The sequence below is a fragment of the Agromyces cucurbitae genome (genome assembly GCF_058349945.1).
Map to the genome: position 1 here is coordinate 424,878 of NZ_JBYRES010000003.1, position 19,473 is coordinate 444,350.

Genomic DNA, 19,473 nt, shown 5'->3' on the forward strand with positions numbered 1-19,473 from the left:
GCCGTCGTTTTCCGGTTTGTTTCACGGACTGGCACTCTTGAGTGGAGGAGATCCATGCACATCGAACGAGTCCGCGACGCGGCATCCGATGCCGTCGCCGACTACGCGAGGCTCACCGACGTCGCCCTGCGCAGCGTGCGCGAGCCCGAGGAGGGCCTCTACATCGCCGAATCGGCGAAGGTCATCCGTCGGGCGATCGCCGCCGGGCACCGCCCGCGGTCGGTGCTCATGGAGGAGAAGTGGCTCGCGGGGCTCGCACCCGTGCTCGAGCCGTTCGACATCCCGGTGCACCTCGCCGACGCCGAGCAGCTGGAGGCGATCACCGGCTACCGCGTGCACCGCGGGGCGCTCGCCGCGTTCGAACGGCCCGAGCTGCCGAGCGTCGAGTCGCTGCTCGCACGCGCTCGCCGGGTCGTCGTGCTCGAGGACATCGTCGACCACACGAACGTCGGCGCGATCTTCCGGTCGGTCGCCGCGCTCGGCGCCGACGCCGTGCTCGTGTCGCCGCGCTGCGCCGACCCGCTCTACCGGCGGAGCGTGCGGGTGAGCATGGGCACCGTCTTCCAGGTGCCGTGGACGCGACTGCCCGAGTGGGAGTCCGCCGCGCAGCTGCTGCACGGTGCCGGCTTCGAGATCGCCGCCCTCGCGCTCGCCGACGACGCCGTGCCGCTCCGCCGGCTCGCCGGATCGGCCCCCGACCGACTCGCGCTCGTGTTCGGCGCCGAGGGCGACGGCCTGAGCCGTCGCGCCCTCGCCGCGGCCGACCACGTCGTGACCATCCCGATGCGGCACGGGGTGGACTCGCTCAACGTCGCCGCCGCCGCGGCCGTCGTGCTCTACGCCGTCGCCGCAGACCCCGAGGAGCCCCGATGACGACGACCGACGACCGTGAGGCGCGCAAGCGCGTGTACCGCCGCAGGCGCATCGTCGTGTTCGGCTCGCTCGCCGTCGTGCTCGCCCTCGTCATCGGCGGGGGCGTGTACTCGGCGAACGCCCTCGGTGCGGCCGTGCCCGCGGCGGCACCCGTGGTCGAGCAGCCCGAACCCGTCGCCGCGGCACCGCAGGCCCTCGACCTGCCCGGCTTCGGCGGGTACGCGGTCGGCGCCGTCGGCTTCGACGGCCTGCTCGCGGCGGCGGAGCCCGACCGTCGGATGGCGACGGCGAGCATCACGAAGATCATCACCGCGCTGACGATCCTGCAGGACCATCCGATCGCCGAGGGCGAGAGCGGCCCCGAGATCGCCTACACCGAGGCCGACGTCGACATCTACTGGGACATGATCGCTCAGAACGGCTCGGTCGCCCCGGTCGAGGCGGGTGCGTCGCTCACGCTGACCGAGAGCCTCGAGGCGATGCTGCTGCCGTCGGGCAACAACTACGCCATCTCGCTGTCGAACTGGGCGTACGGCTCGGAGGCCGGGCTCGTGACCGCCGCGACGAAGTGGCTCGCCGACCACGGCCTCGCGAACACCCGCATCGCCGACTCGAGCGGCCTCTCGCTCGACAACGTGTCGACCCCCGCCGACCTCGTGAAGCTCGGCGAGCTCGCCCTCGCCGAACCCGCGCTCGCCGCGATCGTCGCCACGAAGTCCGTCGACATCCCCGAGCTCGGCGAGCTCGACAACTCGAACAAGCTGCTCGGCACGCACGGCGTCGACGGCATCAAGACCGGCACGACCGACGATGCCGCGAACCTGCTCTTCTCGGCCGACTACGCGGTCGGCGACCAGACCGTGACGGTCGTCGGCGTGCTCCTCGGGGCCGAGAACCACGCCGTGCTGCGCGAGGCCGTCGCGAAGCTGCTCGACAGCGTCGCACCCGGGTTCCACCAGGTCGAGCCGCTCGAGGCGGGCCAGGAGCTCGCGAGCTACGACACCCCGTGGGGCGACACCGCGACGGCCAGGGCCGCCGACGGGGCATCCCTCGTCGTCTGGAGCGACACCCCGGTCGAGGTCGAGGTGCGCGCCGAGCCCGTCACGGTCGCGCCCGACGGTGCCGACGTCGGCACGGCGATCGTGCGCGCGGGCGGGCAGGAGATCACCGTGCCGCTCGAGCTCGACGGCGAGATCGACGACCCGGGCACGTGGTGGCGGCTCGCGAACCCCGACGGGCTCAGCCCGAGCACCGCTCAGTCGGGCAGCGAGTAGGGGCCCGCCTCGGGGCGCTTCGCCGAGACGAAGTCGCCCGACGACTGGTGGCGGATGCGTCGCACGACCCACGGCACGAGGTACTCGCGCGCCCAGGCCAGGTCTTCGACACGCGCCTGCCGCCACGTCGTCGCGGGCAGCGGCTCGGGCGTCAGCGCGTCGAGGTCGTTGTCCACGTTGAGCGCGGCGAGCACCATGCGCGCCACGGTGTGGTGCCCGAGCGCGTTGAGGTGCAGGCGGTCGGGCGACCACATGCGCTGGTCCTGGATCGCCGTGAGCGCCCACTGGTCGGCGACGATGCAGTCGTACTTCGCGGCGATCGTGCGCAGGTTCTCGTTGTAGATCGCCACCTTGCCGCGGATGCCGCGGAACACGGGGGAGAAGCCCACGTCGACGCCCGTGAAGATCACGATCGTCGCGTGGTCGCGCGAGAGCCGGTCGATCGCGTACTCGAACCGGGCGGAGATCTCGTCGGGGTCGGTACCGGGGCGGATGACGTCGTTGCCGCCCGCCGAGATCGTGATGAGGTCGGGCCGCAGGGCGAGCGCGGGCTCGAGCTGCTCGTCGATGATCTGCTGGATGAGCTTGCCGCGCACCGCGAGGTTCGCGTAGGCGAAGTCCTCGGTGCCCTGCGAGAGCACCTCGGCGACGCGGTCGGCCCAGCCGCGGTGACCGCCCGGAACGGTGGGCTCGGGGTCGCCGATGCCCTCGGTGAAGGAGTCGCCGATGGCGACGTAGCGAGACCAGGGATGCTGCTGGGTGACCATCCCTCCATTTTGCACAAGACGCCGGTTCGAGGTTGTCGGAGGGCTCCACTACCCTCGAACCAGTGAGTACCGCGATGCCTTCAGGAGCCCAGCCGGGCACGTCGGCCGCCGAGCACCTCTCACCGTCGTTCCCCGAACGCGCCGCCTGGGGTACCGCCTCGAAGCTGCGGGCCTGGCAGGCCGAGGCGCTCGAGCAGTATCTGTCCGAGCTTCCACGCGACTTCCTCGCTGCGGCCACACCGGGCGCCGGCAAGACGACCTTCGCGCTGCGCCTCGCCGCCGAGCTGCGGTCGCGCCGCATCGTCGACCGGTTCACGGTCGTCGCACCGACCGACCACCTCAAGCGCCAGTGGGCCGATGCCGCCGCGCGCGTCGGAATCCGGCTCGACCCGGGCTTCCGCAACGCCCACGGCCGGTCCGCACGCCACTACCACGGCGTCGCCGTCACCTACGCGCAGGTCGCGATGCGTCCGGCGCTGCACCGCGAGCTGACGCTCTCCGGGCGCACGCTCGTCATCCTCGACGAGGTGCACCACGGCGGCGACACGCTCTCGTGGGGCGACGCGATCCGCGAGGCGTTCGAGCCGGCGACCAAGCGGCTCTCGCTCACGGGCACGCCGTTCCGCAGCGATACCGCCCCGATCCCGTTCGTCGAGTACGCGCCCGACGCGAAGGGCGTGCGCCTCTCGCAGACCGACTACGACTACGGGTACGGCCGAGCGCTCGCCGACGGGGTCGTGCGTCCCGTGATGTTCATGGTCTACGCCGGTCACATGCGCTGGCGCACCAAGGCGGGCGACGAGATGGAGGCGAAGCTCGGCGAGGACAACACCAAGGACGTGACGTCGTCGGCGTGGCGCACCGCCCTCGAGCCGACCGGCGAGTGGATCCCGGCGGTGCTGCAGGCCGCCGACCGCCGGCTCACCGAGGTGCGCCATTCGATCCCCGACGCGGGCGGGCTCGTGCTCGCGACCGACCAGACCGTGGCACGCGCCTACGCCGAGATCCTCGAACGCATCTGCGGCGAGCCCGTGACGGTCGTCCTCTCCGACGACAAAGAGGCGTCGAGCCGCATCGAGGAGTTCTCGGGCAACGAGCGCCGGTGGATGGTCGCGGTGCGCATGGTGTCCGAGGGGGTCGACGTGCCGCGGCTCGCGGTGGGGGTGTACGCCACGAGCTCGTCGACGCCGTTGTTCTTCGCACAGGCGATCGGCCGGTTCGTGCGGGCCCGCCGTCGCGGCGAGACCGCATCGGTGTTCCTCCCGAACGTGCCCGTGCTCATGGCCCTCGCGTCCGAGCTCGAGAAGGCCCGCGACCACGCCCTCGACCGGCGCGACGGCGACGGCGGCGACGACCCGGGCCTCGACGACGGCCTGCTCGAGTCCGCGAACCGCGAAGACAAGGCGTCCGACGAGCTCGCCGACGAGTTCACGTGGCAGGCCATCGCGTCCGACGCGAGCTTCGACCGGGTCGTCTTCGACGGCACCGAGTTCGGCACGCTCGCCGAGCCCGGCAGCGACGAGGAGTTCGACTTCATCGGCATCCCGGGGCTGCTCGAGCCCGAGCAGGTGTCGGAGCTGCTGCGGCACCGGCAGGCGAGGCAGGCGCGACGCCAGAGCGACCGCCGACGGCACGCGACGACGGCCGAGGGCGCCGACGGCACCGGCGAGACCGCCGAGCCGGTCGCGCTCTACCGCACCCTGAAAGAGCAGCGCTCACTGCTCAACAGCCTGGTCGGCCTCTACGCGCGCCAGAACGGCCAGCCGCACTCGATGGTGCATGCCGAGCTGCGGCGAGCGTGCGGCGGGCCAGAGGTCGCGCAGGCGACGGTCACGCAGCTGCAGGCCCGCATCGAACTGCTCCGGCGCCGCCTCGGCGGGCGCTGAGGCGGCGCCGGTCGTCTCAGTTCGCGGCGACCCGGGCCTCGCCCGCGATGCCCGCCGCGACCGCGGCCGCATCGAGGGCGCTCATGAGGTCGGCGGTGAGGTCGTCGATGTGCTCGAGGCCGATCGAGAGGCGGACGACGCCGTCACCGGGCTTCGCATCGCCCGCGACCGGGCGATGGGTGAGCGAAGCGGGATGCTGCACGAGCGAGTCCACCCCGCCGAGGGACACGGCGTGGGTGACGAGCTCGCACGCCTCCGTGAACGCGACGGCTGCATCGAAGCCGCCGGCGAGGTCGATGGCGATGATCGAGCCCGCACCGTCGAGCTGCCGGCCGATGAGGCCCTGGGGGTCCTGGCCCGGCAGGCCCGGGTAGTGCACGTGCCCGACGGCCGGGTGCTCGGCCAGGCGGGTCGCGAGCTCCTCGGCCGTCGCCTGCTGGGCGCGCACCCGGAGGGGGAGCGTGCGCAGTCCGCGGTGCAGCAGGTACGCCGCCATCGGGTGCAGCAGGCCGCCGGTGAGTGCGCGCACGCGGCGCAGCCGCTCGACCCACTCGCGGTCGGCGGCGACGACGCCGCCCATCACGTCGCCGTGGCCGCCGAGGTACTTCGTCGCGCTGTGCAGCACGAGGCGGGCGCCGTGCTCGGCCGGGCGCTGCAGCACGGGCGTCGCGAAGGTGTTGTCGACGAGCACCGGCACGTCGCCCGCCGCCGCGGCGAGCCTGCCGAGGTCGACGAGCTCGAGCGTCGGGTTGGCCGGCGTCTCGACGACGACCAGTCCGGTGTCGGGCCGGATGGCGGACGCGATCTCGTCGACCGTCGCCCACGTCACCTCGGTGCCGAGCAGTCCGCTCGCGAGCACGTGGTCGGTGCCGCCGTACAGCGGGCGGACCGCGACCACGTGCGGCCGTCCCGCCGACGCCGTCGCGATGAGCACCGCGGCGAGCGCGGCCATGCCGCTGCCGAAGGCGACCGCACCGTCGGTGCCCTCGAGGCCGGCGAGCGACTCCTCGAACCGCGCGACGCCGGGCTGCCAGAGGCGCTGGTAGACGGCCGAGCGGCCGTCGCCGAGGTCGTGCCCCGTCGCGAGCTCCTCGTACGAGAGGCCGCCGGTCTCGACCGAGCCGAGCGGGTTCGTGGTCGAGAAGTCGATGACGGGCACATGGGATCCGCTCTCTCGGACACCGCGCATTCCGCCGTGGACGGCGCGGGTCTCGAGGTGCGACGACGATGTCTGCATGGCTGGCACTGAAGCAGAATCTGTCGAATCATTCAACTCGGGTCGCACGATCGCTGCGATATGCTGGAAATCTCGAAGTATCTGCAACGCCGACCGAGAGGAGTGCCGACATGGCGCAGAAGCCCGAACTCGATCGCGTCGACCGCGCCCTGCTGCAGGCGCTCTCGACGAACGCCCGCGCCTCCGGCGCGGCGCTCGCCGCCGAGGTGGGCGTCGCCGAGTCGACGGTCTCGCTGCGCCTGCGCCGGCTGCAGTCCCTCGGCACGGTCCGCGGGTACCGCGTCGATGTCGACCTCGCCTCGCTCGGCGTCTCGCTCCAGGCCTTGATCGCCGTGCGCCTCGTGAAGCACGACCGCGGTGAGATCGACGCGTTCCGTGCCCAGGTGCCGCACCTGCCGGGCGTGCTCGGCGTGTTCCACATGGCCGGTGCGGAGGACTACCTCCTCCACGTCGCCGCGCGCGACGCCGAAGAGCTGCGGGAGTTCGTGCTGGCGCATCTCACGGGCCACCCGGCCGTCGCCCACACCGAGACCAACCTCATCTTCGAGCACGTCGACGGCGACGGCTGGAACAAGCTCGTCGGTTGACCGCTCGCGCGACGCGGCATCCCCACCGACGGCCGTTCGGCCGTCCGAAATGCTGCCAATCCCGCCGAATCGCGCCTGCCCGCCCATCGCGGCCGATAGCGTGGTCGTCGGCCGTGACGCGGCCGCGCGCTGACGCGGGCCCACGACCGTCTCGGCCCGCGCCCGCGCCGTCCACGATCGAGGAGGCACGATGACCGTCGAGGCACCCAAGGGCACCCCCGCCGACCGCGACCGCTGGCGACGGTACCTCGCCGCCGAACGGGCCGAGGCCGCGGTCTACCGCGAGCTCGCCGCGCGCCGCGACGGCGAGGAGCGCGAGATCCTGCTCGCCCTCGCCGCGGCCGAGGGGCGCCACGAGGCGCACTGGCTCGCCCTGCTCGGCGGGGACGACTCGGGGGTTCCGCGCGCCGACGTGCGCACCCGCATGCTCGCGTCGCTCGCGCGTCGCTTCGGCTCCATCTTCGTGCTCGCCCTCGCGCAGCGCGCCGAGTCCCGCTCGCCGTACGCCTCCGACCCCGACGCGACCGCGGCGATGGCCGCCGACGAGCGCATCCACGGCGAGGTCGTGCGCGGGCTCGCCGCTCGCGGCCGCCGCCGGCTCGCCGGCACCTTCCGCGCCGCCGTGTTCGGAGCCAACGACGGCCTCGTCTCGAACCTCGCGCTCGTGCTCGGCATCGGCGCGACCGGGGTACCGGCGAGCGTCGTGCTCTTCACGGGCATCGCGGGCCTGCTCGCGGGCGCGCTGTCGATGGGCGCGGGCGAGTACGTGTCGGTGCGCTCGCAGCGCGAACTGCTCGAGGCCTCCGCTCCCGACCCGACGGCGCGCGAGGCCCTGCCGCACCTCGACGTCGACGCGAACGAGCTCGCGCTCGTCTATCGCGCCCGCGGCATGGACCCCGACGACGCCGTCGAGCACGCGGCCCTCGTGGTCGCCCGCGTGCAGGCGGCGGAGCTCGCCCAGTCGCCGACCGACGCCCTCGCGGTCGAGCCCGACGACGACGAGGCGATCGGCACCGGCATGTCGGCGGCGATCTCGAGCTTCTGCTTCTTCGCGTCGGGTGCGCTCATCCCGGTGCTGCCGTACCTGTTCGGCATGAGCGGCATCGCAGCCGTCGTGACGGCAACCGTGCTCGTCGGCATCGCGCTGCTCGCGACCGGCGCGACGGTGGGACTCCTCTCGGGCGCCTCACCCCTCAAGCGCGCCCTGCGCCAGCTCGCGATCGGGCTCGGTGCGGCCGCCGTCACCTACCTGCTGGGCCTCGCGTTCGGCACGACCATCGGCTGATCGGCCGGACGCCGCATCGAGGAGGAACCGCATGACCCGACCAGTCGCGCTCATCACCGGCGCCGGCCGGCGCAACACGATCGCGTGGGCGATCGCGACGCGTCTCGCGGCCGACGGGTGGGACATCGCCTTCAGCCACCTCGCCGACTACGACCGGCGCATGGACCTCGGCGGCGATCCCGACCGCGACCCGGCCTCGCTCGAGGCCGAACTCCACGCGATGGGCGGCGCGGCGATCGGTCTCGACGCCGACCTGGCCGACCCCGACGTGCCCGCGCGGCTCGTCGCCGAGGCATCCGCCGCGCTCGGACCGGTGCGGGCGCTCGTGCTCTCGCATGCGCAGAGCGTCGATTCGGGCGTGCTCGACACGTCGCTCGAGAGCTTCGACCGGCACTTCGCCGTGAACACGCGCGCCGCCTGGCTGCTCGTGCGGGCGTTCGCGGAGCAGGTGCCCGCCGACGGCGGCAGCATCGTGGCGCTCACGAGCGACCACGTGGTCGGCAACCTGCCGTACGGCGCGTCGAAGGGCGCGCTCGACCGGATCGTGATGGCATCGGCGCGCGAGCTCGCGCCGCTCGGCATCACCGCGAACCTCGTCAACCCCGGCCCCGTCGACACGGGGTGGATGGATGCGGCGACCCGCGCGGCGCTCACGGCGCAGCAGCCCACCGGGCGGCTCGGAACTCCCGACGACACCGCCAGGCTCGTCCGGTTCCTCGTCTCCGACGAAGCGCGGTGGGTGACCGGCCAGCTCATCCACAGCGACGGCGGCTTCTCGAGCTGAGCGCCGTGCCCGGCGCGCCGGGCCTGCGAGACCGACCGCGTCAGGCCGGTGCCGTCACGAAGTCGATGAGCTCCTCGACCCGGCCGAGGAGGGCCGGCTCGAGGTCGCCGTAGCCGCGCACGCGGCCGAGGATGTGCTGCCAGGCCCGGGCGATGTCGGCCTGATCGGCGTGCGGCCAGCCGAACGCCTCGCACACGCCGTGCTTCCACTCCGTGCCGCGCGGCACGACGGGCCAGGCGGTCTTGCCGAGGCGCGCGGGCTTCACGGACTGCCAGACGTCGATGAAGGGATGTCCCACGACGAGCACGTGCGCGCGGTGAGGGCCCCGCGCCACGCCGTCGGCGATGCGCTGCTCCTTCGAGCCGGGCACGAGGTGGTCGACGAGCACCCCCGCCCTGCGGCCGGGCCCGGGGCGGAACTCCGCGAGCATCTCGTCGAGCACGTCGACGCCCTCGAGGTATTCGACGACGACGCCCTCGACGCGCAGGTCGGCGCCCCACACCTTCTCGACGAGTTCGGCGTCGTGCCGCCCCTCGACGAAGATGCGGCTCGGCAGCGCGACCTTCGCGGGCCGACCCTGCTCGACCGCGAACGATCCCGAAGCGGTGCGCAGCCGGCCCGCCGGGGCCTTCGGCTTCGGCTTGACGAGCTGCACGGCGCGTCCCTCGACGAGGAACCCGTGGCCGAGCGGGAAGAGACGGCGCTTGCCGAAGCGGTCCTCGAGCACGACGTTGCCCTGCTCGATGCCGACGACGGCACCGCAGTACCCCGACTCGGAGAGTTCGACGACGAGGTCGCGCTCGGCCTCGACCGTCGGGATCACCGTTCGCCCACGGGCCTTCCAGTCGCCGGCGAGCACGTCGCTGCCGTAGCGGTCGAAGGGGTCGGCGTCGAATGGGGGAGTCGCGGGCACCGCACGAGGCTATCGGAGCGGCTGCGCGGGGCGACGCCGACACGGCGAGCGGCGTGCCGGTCGGGCTCCGGGGCGCGCGATGCCGGCGGTCCACACGGCACCCGCGAGCGCGATCGCCGCCGCGAGCGCGAACGCCCACGGGATGCCGAAAGGCGTCGCGACGAGTCCGAGCGCGATCGGCCCGATGCCGAACCCGAGGTCGATCGCCGCGCTCGCGGTGCCCGACGCGATGCCGCGCTCCGACGGTGCCGCGGTCGCGAAGATCGCCGAGAAGAACGCGGGCGTGCTGAACGTGATGCCGAGCGCCAGCACCGCGATGCCGCCGACGAACCCCCACCAGGAGGGGAGGAGCGCCGCGGTCGCGAGACCGACGGCGATGGCGATGAGCGAGGCGACGGCCAGCCGGAGCGGCGGCACACGGTCGGGCACTCGCGCGAAGGCGATGCGACAGATGACGACGATGCCGCCGTAGGCGGCGAGGGCGACGCTCGGCAGCATGCCGACGCGCTCGGCGTGCAGCGAGGCGAACGCCATGAAGCCGCCGACCGCTGCGAGCGAGGCGAGGAAGCCGATCGAGGCCGGGATCGCAGGGCGGTGCACGATCCGCAGCGGAGCCGCGAGGTCGGGCGGCGCCTCGCGGGTCTCCCCGACGAGGAGGGCGAGCGCGCCCGCGACGACGGCGAGCAGCGCCGCACCGATCCAGGCTCCGGGGTAGCCCGTCCACGCGAGCAGCAGCTGCCCGAGCAGCGGGCCGAGGGCGATGCCGAGGTAGAGCCCGAGGGAGTTGTACGAGAGCGCCTCGCCCATGCGTGCCGCCGGGGCGAGGTCGGCGAGCGCCGCGAAGGTCGAGACGAAGAACGCGGCCTCCGCGACTCCCGCCAGGAGGCGCAGCGCGACGACCACGGCGAGGTCCTCGGTCACGGCGAGGAGCGCGAAGCAGATCGCGGCGAGCGCGGCGCCGCCGATGAGCAGGGGCCGACGGCCGTACCGGTCGGCGGCGCGGCCGGCGAACGGCCGCAGCACGAGCGCCGAGACCGCGAAGGCGCCCACGGCGAGCCCGGCGGCGGCCTCGTGGTCGCCGAGCGGCCCGGTCACGTAGAGGGGCAGTGCGAAGATGGCGAGGCCGGCGGCCGTGAAGTAGGCGAGGTCGGCCGCACCCAGGGCGATGAACGCACGGGTGAAGAGCGGTTCGGGCGTCGGCGCGGCCATGGGCGACCCTCCATCGCGCCCCTCGGGGCGGTGGATTCGGGCTGGCTCCAGCGTACGCCCCGGAGCGGCACGAGCACGCGGCTGCGTCGTTCCTCGTCGCGTCGCGCAGCGAGTGGCCCTCAGCGGAAGTCGCGCGACCTGGTGCTCGCCTGCACCGTGAGCGACTCGAACCGGTCGACGATGAGGTTGGTCACCCCCTCCTTCGAACGCTCGAGGATGCCGCGGACGATCATCGCCGGCGCCTCGCGGGCGACGCGCCGGTAGCGGTTCCAGACGCCGACCCCGGCGATCACGTTGAGCGTGCCCGACTCGTCCTCCAGGTTGAGGAAGGTGATGCCCGACGCGGTCGCGGGCCGCTGCCGATGCGTCACGACGCCTCCGACCTCGACCCGGCGCCCCGACTCGACCTCGCGCAGGCGGTCGATGCGGATGGCCCCGCGTTCGTCGAGCCGCTCGCGGATGTGCCGGATCGGATGGTCGTCGGGCGAGATGCCGGTCGCCCACAGGTCGTACACGACCTGCTCGGCGGGCGAGAGCACGGGCAGGAGCGGGGGCTGCACGACGACGACCGAGCCCGGCAGGAACTCGGCGCGGTCCTGCGACGCCTCGCCCGCGAGCCACAGCGCCTCTCGGCGGGCGAGCCCGAAGCCCTCGCACGCACCGGCCGCGGCGAGCGCCTCCAACTGCTCGGTGTCGAGTGCGGCACGCCTCGAGAGGTCGCTCATGTCGCGGTAGGGACCGTGCGCCGCGCGCTCGTCGACGATCCGCTGCGCGACCTCGACGCCGATCGACGAGACGTCGGCGAGGCCGAGCCGCACCGCGAAGGCGCCGTCGCGGCGGTGCTCGGCCGAGCGGTCGGGAGCCTCGAGGTCGAAGGCGCCGACCTCGGGCTGGTCCGGGCGTGCGCACGCCGCCGAGCCGGTCGGCTCGCGGCGTTGCGATGACTCAGGCCCCGGGGCATCCGAGCCGGTACGACCGCTCGACGAGCCCGGACCGCCCGACGAGCCCGGACCGCCCGACGAGCCCGCCGCGTCGAGCGCCTCGAGCCCGGCGTGCACGCCCGAGCGCAGCACGTCGGGCCGCAGCACCCGCACCCCGTGCCGTCGCGCATCGGCGGTGAGGGTCTGCGGCGAGTAGAACCCCATCGGCTGCGCGCGCAGGAGCGCCGCGAGGAACGCGGCCGGGTAGTGCAGCTTCAGCCACGAGCTCGCGTAGACGAGCAGGGCGAACGAGAGCGCGTGGCTCTCGGCGAAGCCGAAGTTCGCGAAGGCCTCGATCTTGTCGTAGATCGCCTGCGCGTCGTCGTCGCTGAGCCCGTTGTCGGCCATGCCCTCGAAGAGCTTCGCCCGCAGCTTCGAGATCTTCTCGACCCCGCGCTTGGAGCCCATCGCCCGCCGCAGCAGGTCGGCGTCGGCCGCGGTGCAGCCGCCGACCGCGACGGCCATCTGCATGAGCTGCTCCTGGAAGAGCGGCACGCCGAGCGTGCGCTCGAGCACTGGCTCGAGGTTCGGGTGCAGGTAGGTCACCGTCTCCTCGCCGGTGCGCCGCCTGATGTAGGGGTGCACGGCCCCGCCCTGCACCGGCCCGGGCCGGATGAGCGCGATCTCGACGACGAGGTCGTAGTAGCGGCGCGGCTTCAGGCGGGGGAGCGTGCCGATCTGCGCGCGGCTCTCGACCTGGAAGACGCCGATCGAGTCGGCCCGGCAGAGCATGTCGTAGACCGCCGGCTCCTCCTTCGGGATCGACTGCAGCTCCCAGGCCTCGCCCGTGTGCTCGCGCACGAGGTCGAACGTGTACTGCAGGGCGGCGAGCATGCCGAGCCCGAGCAGGTCGAACTTCACGAGGCCCATCCAGGCGCAGTCGTCCTTGTCCCATTGGAGCACCGTGCGGTGCTCCATGCGGGCGTGCTCGATGGGGCAGACCTCGCCGACCGGCCGATCGGTGAGCACCATGCCGCCCGAGTGGATGCCGAGGTGCCGGGGGAACCCGAGCACCTGCTCGGCGAGCTCGACGACCGGCGCGGGGATGTCGTGGTCGTCGGTCTCGACGACCGCGCCCCAGCGCTCGACCTGCCGCGACCACGCGTCCTGCTGCCCGGTCGAGTAGCCGAGCGCCTTCGCCATGTCGCGCACCGCGACCTTCGGCCGGTAGCTGATGACGTTCGCCACCTGCGCGGCGTTCTGCCGGCCGTACTTCTCGTAGACGTACTGGATGATCTCCTCGCGCCGGTCGGAGTCGAAGTCGACGTCGATGTCGGGCTCCTCGTCGCGCAGCGCCGAGAGGAACCGCTCGAACGGCAGGTCGAACTTGATCGAGTCGACGGCGGTGATGCGCAGTGCGTAGCAGACGGCCGAGTTCGCGGCCGAGCCGCGACCCTGGCAGAGGATGCCTCGCCGGCGCGCCTCACGCACGAGATCGTGCACGATCAGGAAGTAGCCGGGGAAGTCCTTCTGCTCGATGATCGCGAGCTCGTGCTCGAGCCGGGCGTGCACCGCGTCGGAGGCGTCGGGGTAGAGCTCGGCGGCGCCCTGTCGCACGAGCTCGCGCAGCCAGCTCATCGGGGTGTGCCCCTCGGGCACCTCCTGGCGGGGGAGTCGGGGCTTGGCGCTGCGCAGCGTGAAGCCGAGCTCCTCGGCGAGCACGACCGAGTGCGCGACCGCGCCCGGATACCTCGCGAACCGCGCCTGCATCTCGGCGCCGCTGCGCAGGTGCTGTCCGCCGGAGGCGGGCAGCCATCCGTCGAGCTCGTCGAGGCTGCGCCGGGCGCGCACGGCGGCGAGCGCGTTCGCGAGCCGGTGCTCGGGCGGGGTGGCGTAGTGCACGGCGTTCGTCGCGACGACGCGCAGCCGGGCGCGCTCGGCGAGGCCGGCCAGCAGGTCGTTCGCCCGTTGGTCGGTCGGGTGCCCGTGGTCGAACAGCTCGACGATCACCTGGTCGCGTCCGAAGAGGGCCACGAGCCGGTCGAGCTCGCGCTGCGCGGCATCGGCGCCCCCGGTCGCGAGTGCTCGCCTGACTGCACCTTTGCGGCACCCCGTGAGCACCGTCCAGTCGCCGCCCGATCGGGCACCGAGGTCGTCGAGGTCGTAGACCGGGCGGCCCTTCTCGCCGCCCGCGAGCTGCCCGGCCGTGATCGCCGCGGCGAGCCGGTGGTAGCCCGCCTCCTGCCGGGCGAGCACGAGCAGGTGCTCGCCCTCGGGGTCGGCCTCGCCCATCTGGGGTGCGCCGAGCCCGAGCGAGAGCTCGGCACCGAAGACGGTCGTGAGCTCGGCGAAGCTCTCGGCCGCCTCGGCGAAGCGCACGATGCCGTAGAAGCCGTCGTGGTCGGTCACCGCGAGGCCCGAGAGCCCGAGCCGGTGCGCCTCCTCCACGAGCTGCTCGGGCGCCGAGGCGCCGTCGAGGAAGCTGTAGTTGGTGTGGGCGTGCAGCTCGGCGTACGGCACGACCGGGCCCTCGGGCGCGGTGAGCCCCTCGCTCGGCCGATAGGGCTGCCGCTTGCGGCTGAACGCCGGGCCGTCGCCGCCGTCGGCGATGAGCTTCGAGGGGCTGGGCCTGCGGCGATCGGAGAGCTTGCGCTCGAGCTCCGACCACGGGATCTCGGGGTTGTTCCAGCCCATCAGCCGAGCCCCTTCGGCGCCGCGCCCATCAGTCGTACCTCGCCTCGGCCCACCAGCCCTCGGCGTCGCGCACGAGCAGCCACGCGCAGCCGTCGTGGTCGACGAGCTGGAAGCGGTGCACGCGCCGCGCGCGCTCGTCGTCCCACCACCGCTCCACGACCGGCCAGGGTCCCGCCCAGGCGCGCACCCCGGCCGGTGCGGCACGGCCGACGGCGAACGTCTCGGGCGGGGAAGAGATCGCGCCGCGCTCGTCGATCGAGACGGTCGCGCTCGCCGCGTCGAGCAGGACGACCGGATGCCGCTCGCGGAACACGCTCGCCGGTGCGAGCGCCGGCAGGCTGCCCGGCCACGGCGCCTCGCGCCGCTCGGGTGCGCGGTCGCCCCATGGCACGAGCACCTGCCGGTCGGCGAGCATGCGCCCGCCGCCGACGGCCGCGGTGACGACGCCCTCGTGCCCGAGCATGCTCTGCACCCGGGTGAGCGCGTGGTGCACCCGCTCGTCGGGTGCGCGGCCCCACAGACCCTCCTCGTGGTTCGCCGTCGAATCGACCCGCTCGGGGATCACCCGCAGCGCCGTGATCGGCGAGGCGAGCCCGCTGTCGGCCGTGCCGGCGCCCTGCAGCTGCCAGCGCACCCGGTCGACGACGTCGGCGGGGGTGAACCAGCGCGGGTGCAGCCAGCTGCGACTCGACCGGGCGCCGCGCTCGTCGTCGAGCTCGACCCGGATCGCGGTGCACACGAGCCGCACCGCCCGCATGCGGTCGATGAACTCCTCGGCCCGCACCCGGAACGCGAAGGCGAGCTGGTCGATGCGGTCGAGCGGCGGCTCGAACTCGGCGAGCACCTCGAACTCGGGCGGCGGGGTGCGGGCGGCCACTCCAGTGGCCTCGCGCCCCGCGGCACGATCGTGGGCGAACGCGCCGGCCGCCCCGAACCTGCGGCGCACGTCGTCGGCGGGCAGCGCCGCGAACTCGCCGAGGGTGCGCACGCCGAGCCGGTCGAGCAGCACCCGGGTGCGGTCGTCGACCACGAGCCCGACCGGCAGCGGAGCGAGGAACGCGGCCGAGCCGCCAGGCTCGACGATGCCGACGGGCGGCTCGGCGTCTCGAGCGGTGTCGGCTGCGGCCTCCGACCGCCCGACGACACGCACGGCACGAGCCGCCTGCTCTGCCGCGAACGGCCCGTCGGCGATGCCGACCCGCACCTCGGGGCCGAGCCGCCGAACGGTGTCGAGCAGCGCACGGGCGGCGGCCTCCTCGCCGCCGTAGTAGCGGGCGGGGCCGCGCGACCGCATCGCGAGCGTGCCGGGCCGCACGATCTGCACCCCGGGCACGGCGCCCTCGACCTGCCGCACGACGGGCTCGAAGGCCCGCACGTCGAGCACCGGGTCGTACGGCAGCACGACGAGCGCGGGGGAGCGGTACTGCGCCTCGCGCAGCCGCAGGCCACGCTTCACCCCGTCGCGGCGCGCCGCCGCCGAGCACGAGTGCACCGCGCCGCGGTCGGTGAGGGCGATCGGCGCGTCGAGGTCGAGCCCCGCCTCGCGCGCGGCGGCGAACACCGGCCAGTCCGGGCACCAGAGCACGATCGAGCGCGTGGAGGAGACGGCGGTCATGCCGGCCTCCGGAAATCGCCGTGCAGCACGGCCGCGAGCCCGGCCCCCGCGTCGGACGACGGTGCGGCCGGAGCCCCGGGGGCCGACGCCGCGCCCACCGCCTCGAACCCGAGCGACCGATCGGGCAGGCGCAGCCTCGACCGGCGTCGCTTCATGAACGAGCCCCGCCCGGCCGCGCTCACCACGACCTCGCGCTCGTCGAGCAGCCCGTGACCCGCCTCGAGCCCGTGCCACTCGCTCGCCTCGACGTCGAGGCTCGCGTCGCTGCCCGGCCAGGCGCCGGCCGCGATGAGCACGGCACCGCGCTCGCGCAGGCGGGCGGCGAGCCGGGATGCCTCGGCAGGGGCCACCCGCTCGACGGGTCGCACCGCGACGACGGGGATGACGTCGGCGAGTGCCGCGACCACCGGGAGCCACTGCCGCCCCGGCTCGGGGACGAGCACGAGCCGGTCGAGGTCGATGCCGAATCGGGCCGCGGCCTCGACCCCGAAGTCGGGCATGCCGACGACCGCGACCCAGCGCCCGCTCGCCGACGGGGTCGCGAGCAGCGCCATCACGAGCGTGGTCGACCCCCGCGCCTCGACGACGGTGCCCTCGCGCAGGCTGCCGCCCGGCAGCAGGTCGGCGAAGGCCGGATGGGTGGGCACGGCCCTGGTGTCGAGCCGGGTCGACTGCATGCCGTGGATGCGCGCCTGCAGCTCGTCGACCCGCTCGAGGCGGGCCGTCGACGAGGAGAGGGGAGCGGCGGCTGGCGTCACCCTTCCAGTTTCGAACACATGTTCGAAACTGGCAAGTCGCCCCGACCGAACGTCCCCGACCCGCGCCGGAAAACGCGAAAGGGCCGGATCTTTCGATCCGGCCCTTTCGACCACGTGCGCGAGGGGGGACTTGAACCCCCACGCCCTATACGGGCACTAGCACCTCAAGCTAGCGCGTCTGCCAATTCCGCCACCCGCGCGTGGTTTCCGCTGATCGCTCAGCGGCCGTAGAAGACATTAGCACGGTTTGGAGAGGGCATTTGACCAAACGGCGCCGGGCGGTCGCCCTCGAGTACGAAACCCCGGATGAGACCCGTGAAAACTCGCCTGCACGCGTTCGACGCGACGCCCGTCGGCGCTGCCGCGACGGTACCGACTAGCGTGGGACGCATGGCCGAGGCATCCGCGAACCCAGAGACCGAGCTCGACGAGACCGCGGTGATCGCGCGAGACCTCATCCGCTTCGACACCTCGAACTACGGCAGCGGCCGCGCGAACGGCGAACGCGAGGCCGCGGAGTACGTCGAGGCGCGCCTCGCCGGGCTCGGCCTCGAACCCAGGATGTTCGAACCAGAGCCCCGGCGCACGAGCGTCGTGGCCCGCGTGCCCGGGCGCAACCCCGACAAGCCCGCCCTCGTCGTGCACGGCCACCTCGACGTCGTTCCCGCCGACGCGCGCAACTGGAGCGTCGATCCCTTCGCCGGCGAGATCCGCGACGGCATGCTGTGGGGCCGCGGCGCCGTCGACATGAAGGACATGGACGCGATGATGCTCGCCGCGCTCGGCGACATCCTCGACGGCGGCGGGCAGCCCGAGCGCGACCTCGTCGTGGCGTTCTTCGCCGACGAGGAGGCCGGCGGGGGAGCAGGCTCGGGCTGGCTCGTCGACCACCACCCCGAGCTCTTCGCGGGCGCGACGGAGGCGATCAGCGAGGTCGGCGGCTACTCGATCACCGTCGGCGGGCGACGCGCGTACCTGCTGCAGACGGGCGAGAAGTCGCTGCTCTGGATCAGGCTCGTCGCCCGCGGCGTCGCCGCGCACGGCTCGCGGCTCATCCGCGACAACGCGATCACGAAGCTCGCCGAGGCCGTGGCGACGCTCGGGCGCACCGAATGGCCGATGCGGCTCACCGACACCACGCGCGAGCTGCTGGCCGAGATCGCCGGGGTGCTCGGCGTCGACCCGCAGCAGGTCTCGCCCGACGAGCTCGCGCTCGCGACCGGCTCGGCCTCGGGGTTCATCACGGCGACGCTCCGCACGACGTCGAACCCGACGCTGCTCGACGCCGGCTACAAGCACAACGTCATCCCCGACCGGGCCGAGGCGCTCATCGACATCCGCACGCTCCCCGGCGAGGAGGAGGCGGTGCTGGCCGAGGTGCAGGCGCTCGTCGGCGACGACATCGAGATCGAGATCGTGCACCGAGACGTCGGACTCGAGTCGGCGACCTCGGGGGCGCTCGTCGACGCCGTCAAGCGGTCGCTCGAGGCGCACGACCCCGGTGCCCCGGTCTTCCCCTACCTGCTCTCGGGCGGCACCGACAACAAGGCGCTCAGCCGACTCGGCATCGCGGGCTACGGCTTCGCACCGTTGCGCCTGCCCGAGGGCTTGGACTTCCCTGCGATGTTCCACGGCGTTGACGAGCGGGTGCCGCTCGACGCACTAGTCTTCGGTAGGCGGGTCCTTCGCGACCTGCTCCTCGAGTACTGACCGGCGAGTCGTCGGCGCAGCGGCCCGCGAGCCGCGCCGAAGGCTTGCTCGCACCTCCGGCTTCCGCGGAGGCGGAAGGCGGATGCACCACGTGATCGAAGCGCTCATCCTCGGATTCGTCCAGGGCCTCACCGAGTTCCTCCCGATCTCGTCGAGCGCCCACCTGCGCATCCTGGGGGAGTTCCTCCCGGGCGCCCACGACCCGGGGGCGGCCTTCACCGCCATCACCCAGCTCGGCACCGAGACCGCGGTCGTCGTGTTCTTCTGGCGCGACATCGTGCGCATCGTCTCGCACTGGTTCGGCTCGTTCACCGGCCGCGTGCCGCGCAACGACCCCGACGCGCGCATGGGCTGGCTCATCATCATCGGCTCGATCCCGATCGTCGTGTTCGGCCTGCTCTTCCAGGACGAGATCGAGACGGTGCTGCGCTCGCTCTGGATCACCGCGACGATGCTCGTCGTGTTCGGCATCATCCTGGGCCTCGCCGACTGGGCGGGCGCCAAGCGCCACAAGCTCGACGAGTTGACCTACCCGCACGGCATCCTCTTCGGGCTCGCGCAGTCGCTCGCGCTCGTGCCGGGCGTCTCGCGCTCGGGCGGCACGATCTCGATGGGCCTGCTGCTCGGCTACGAGCGCGCGGCCGCCGCCCGGTACGCGTTCCTGCTCGCGATCCCCGCCGTGTTCGGCAGCGGACTCTTCCAGCTCGTGAAGAGCCTCGACGAGCCGAGCGTGTACGGCCCGCTCGAGACGGCGGCCGCGACGGCGGTCGCGTTCTTCGTGGCGATCCTCGTGATCGCGTTCTTCATGAAGTGGATCTCGAAGCACAGCTTCCTGCCGTTCGTGATCTACCGCATCGTGCTCGGCGGCCTCATCTTCGTCCTGCTGGCGAACGGCACGCTCCAGCCGGTCTAGATCGAGGGTGCGGATGCCTCGGCCGAGGCATCCACGACGGCATGACGC

The 19,473-nt window shown here is 73.3% G+C and carries 15 protein-coding genes and 1 tRNA gene; 8 read left to right on the forward strand and 8 right to left on the reverse strand.

Annotated features, from left to right (window positions below; genetic code table 11):
* Nucleotides 1–54 precede the first annotated feature (54 nt).
* Together AC3RJ6_RS13225 and AC3RJ6_RS13230 are read left to right on the forward strand one after the other, a co-directional pair.
* Complete coding sequence (locus tag AC3RJ6_RS13225; protein ID WP_491427533.1) at nucleotides 55–873, forward strand: TrmH family RNA methyltransferase; 819 nt, start codon at nucleotides 55–57, stop codon at nucleotides 871–873.
* Entirely contained in the window at nucleotides 870–2,147 is a 1,278-nt protein-coding gene (locus AC3RJ6_RS13230; protein WP_491427534.1) for a D-alanyl-D-alanine carboxypeptidase family protein, read from the forward strand. The genes AC3RJ6_RS13225 and AC3RJ6_RS13230 overlap by 4 nt, the downstream gene beginning before the upstream one ends.
* Here AC3RJ6_RS13230 and AC3RJ6_RS13235 read toward each other — a convergent pair.
* The gene (locus tag AC3RJ6_RS13235) at nucleotides 2,129–2,914 is read right to left on the reverse strand and encodes an SGNH/GDSL hydrolase family protein (RefSeq protein WP_491427535.1); all 786 of its coding nucleotides are present in this window, start codon (nucleotides 2,912–2,914) and stop codon (nucleotides 2,129–2,131) included. The genes AC3RJ6_RS13230 and AC3RJ6_RS13235 overlap by 19 nt on opposite strands.
* A 74-nt stretch (nucleotides 2,915–2,988) precedes the next feature.
* On the opposite strand from AC3RJ6_RS13235, the gene AC3RJ6_RS13240 reads away from it, so the two are divergent.
* On the forward strand, nucleotides 2,989–4,800 hold the full coding sequence (locus AC3RJ6_RS13240; RefSeq protein ID WP_491427536.1) for a DEAD/DEAH box helicase: 1,812 nt from the start codon (nucleotides 2,989–2,991) through the stop codon (nucleotides 4,798–4,800).
* Nucleotides 4,801–4,816: 16 nt separating this feature from the next.
* On the opposite strand, the gene AC3RJ6_RS13245 is transcribed toward AC3RJ6_RS13240, so the two are convergent.
* Entirely contained in the window at nucleotides 4,817–6,037 is a 1,221-nt protein-coding gene (locus AC3RJ6_RS13245; RefSeq protein ID WP_491427538.1) for a trans-sulfuration enzyme family protein, read from the reverse strand.
* 110 nt (nucleotides 6,038–6,147) lie between these two features.
* On the opposite strand from AC3RJ6_RS13245, the gene AC3RJ6_RS13250 reads away from it, so the two are divergent.
* From AC3RJ6_RS13250 to AC3RJ6_RS13260, 3 genes are all read left to right on the forward strand, one after another.
* Nucleotides 6,148–6,624, forward strand: a complete 477-nt coding sequence (locus AC3RJ6_RS13250; RefSeq protein ID WP_231431019.1) for an Lrp/AsnC family transcriptional regulator — start codon at nucleotides 6,148–6,150, stop codon at nucleotides 6,622–6,624.
* A gap of 190 nt (nucleotides 6,625–6,814) precedes the next feature.
* Nucleotides 6,815–7,909: a VIT1/CCC1 transporter family protein gene (locus AC3RJ6_RS13255; RefSeq protein ID WP_491427539.1), complete on the forward strand. Its 1,095-nt coding sequence runs from the start codon at nucleotides 6,815–6,817 to the stop codon at nucleotides 7,907–7,909.
* 31 nt (nucleotides 7,910–7,940) lie between these two features.
* Nucleotides 7,941–8,693, forward strand: a complete 753-nt coding sequence (locus AC3RJ6_RS13260; protein ID WP_491427540.1) for an SDR family oxidoreductase — start codon at nucleotides 7,941–7,943, stop codon at nucleotides 8,691–8,693.
* Between the two features lie 40 nt (nucleotides 8,694–8,733).
* Here the strand turns inward: AC3RJ6_RS13260 and AC3RJ6_RS13265 are convergent, their stop codons facing one another.
* From AC3RJ6_RS13265 to AC3RJ6_RS13290, 6 genes are all read right to left on the reverse strand, one after another.
* A complete protein-coding gene (locus tag AC3RJ6_RS13265; RefSeq protein ID WP_491427541.1) occupies nucleotides 8,734–9,606 on the reverse strand; it encodes a DUF3097 domain-containing protein in 873 nt (290 codons plus the stop codon).
* A 9-nt stretch (nucleotides 9,607–9,615) separates the two neighbouring features.
* Nucleotides 9,616–10,815 (reverse strand): MFS transporter, encoded by a 1,200-nt coding sequence (locus AC3RJ6_RS13270; protein WP_491427542.1) that lies wholly within the window; start codon nucleotides 10,813–10,815, stop codon nucleotides 9,616–9,618.
* A gap of 119 nt (nucleotides 10,816–10,934) precedes the next feature.
* Nucleotides 10,935–14,429 (reverse strand): error-prone DNA polymerase, encoded by a 3,495-nt coding sequence (locus AC3RJ6_RS13275; RefSeq protein WP_491427543.1) that lies wholly within the window; start codon nucleotides 14,427–14,429, stop codon nucleotides 10,935–10,937.
* Between the two features lie 28 nt (nucleotides 14,430–14,457).
* Nucleotides 14,458–16,044: a DNA polymerase Y family protein gene (locus AC3RJ6_RS13280; RefSeq protein ID WP_491427544.1), complete on the reverse strand. Its 1,587-nt coding sequence runs from the start codon at nucleotides 16,042–16,044 to the stop codon at nucleotides 14,458–14,460.
* On the reverse strand, nucleotides 16,041–16,802 hold the full coding sequence (gene imuA' / locus AC3RJ6_RS13285; RefSeq protein WP_491427545.1) for a DnaE2-dependent mutagenesis accessory factor ImuA': 762 nt from the start codon (nucleotides 16,800–16,802) through the stop codon (nucleotides 16,041–16,043). Before imuA' ends, AC3RJ6_RS13280 begins: the two co-directional genes overlap by 4 nt.
* Before the next feature lie 115 nt (nucleotides 16,803–16,917).
* Nucleotides 16,918–17,002: transfer RNA gene (locus tag AC3RJ6_RS13290), tRNA-Leu, on the reverse strand.
* Nucleotides 17,003–17,192: 190 nt separating this feature from the next.
* On the opposite strand from AC3RJ6_RS13290, the gene AC3RJ6_RS13295 reads away from it, so the two are divergent.
* Both AC3RJ6_RS13295 and AC3RJ6_RS13300 read left to right on the forward strand, forming a co-directional pair.
* Complete coding sequence (locus AC3RJ6_RS13295) at nucleotides 17,193–18,512, forward strand: M20/M25/M40 family metallo-hydrolase (protein ID WP_491427546.1); 1,320 nt, start codon at nucleotides 17,193–17,195, stop codon at nucleotides 18,510–18,512.
* A gap of 82 nt (nucleotides 18,513–18,594) precedes the next feature.
* The gene (locus AC3RJ6_RS13300) at nucleotides 18,595–19,425 is read left to right on the forward strand and encodes an undecaprenyl-diphosphate phosphatase (RefSeq protein WP_491427547.1); all 831 of its coding nucleotides are present in this window, start codon (nucleotides 18,595–18,597) and stop codon (nucleotides 19,423–19,425) included.
* Nucleotides 19,426–19,473 lie beyond the last annotated feature (48 nt).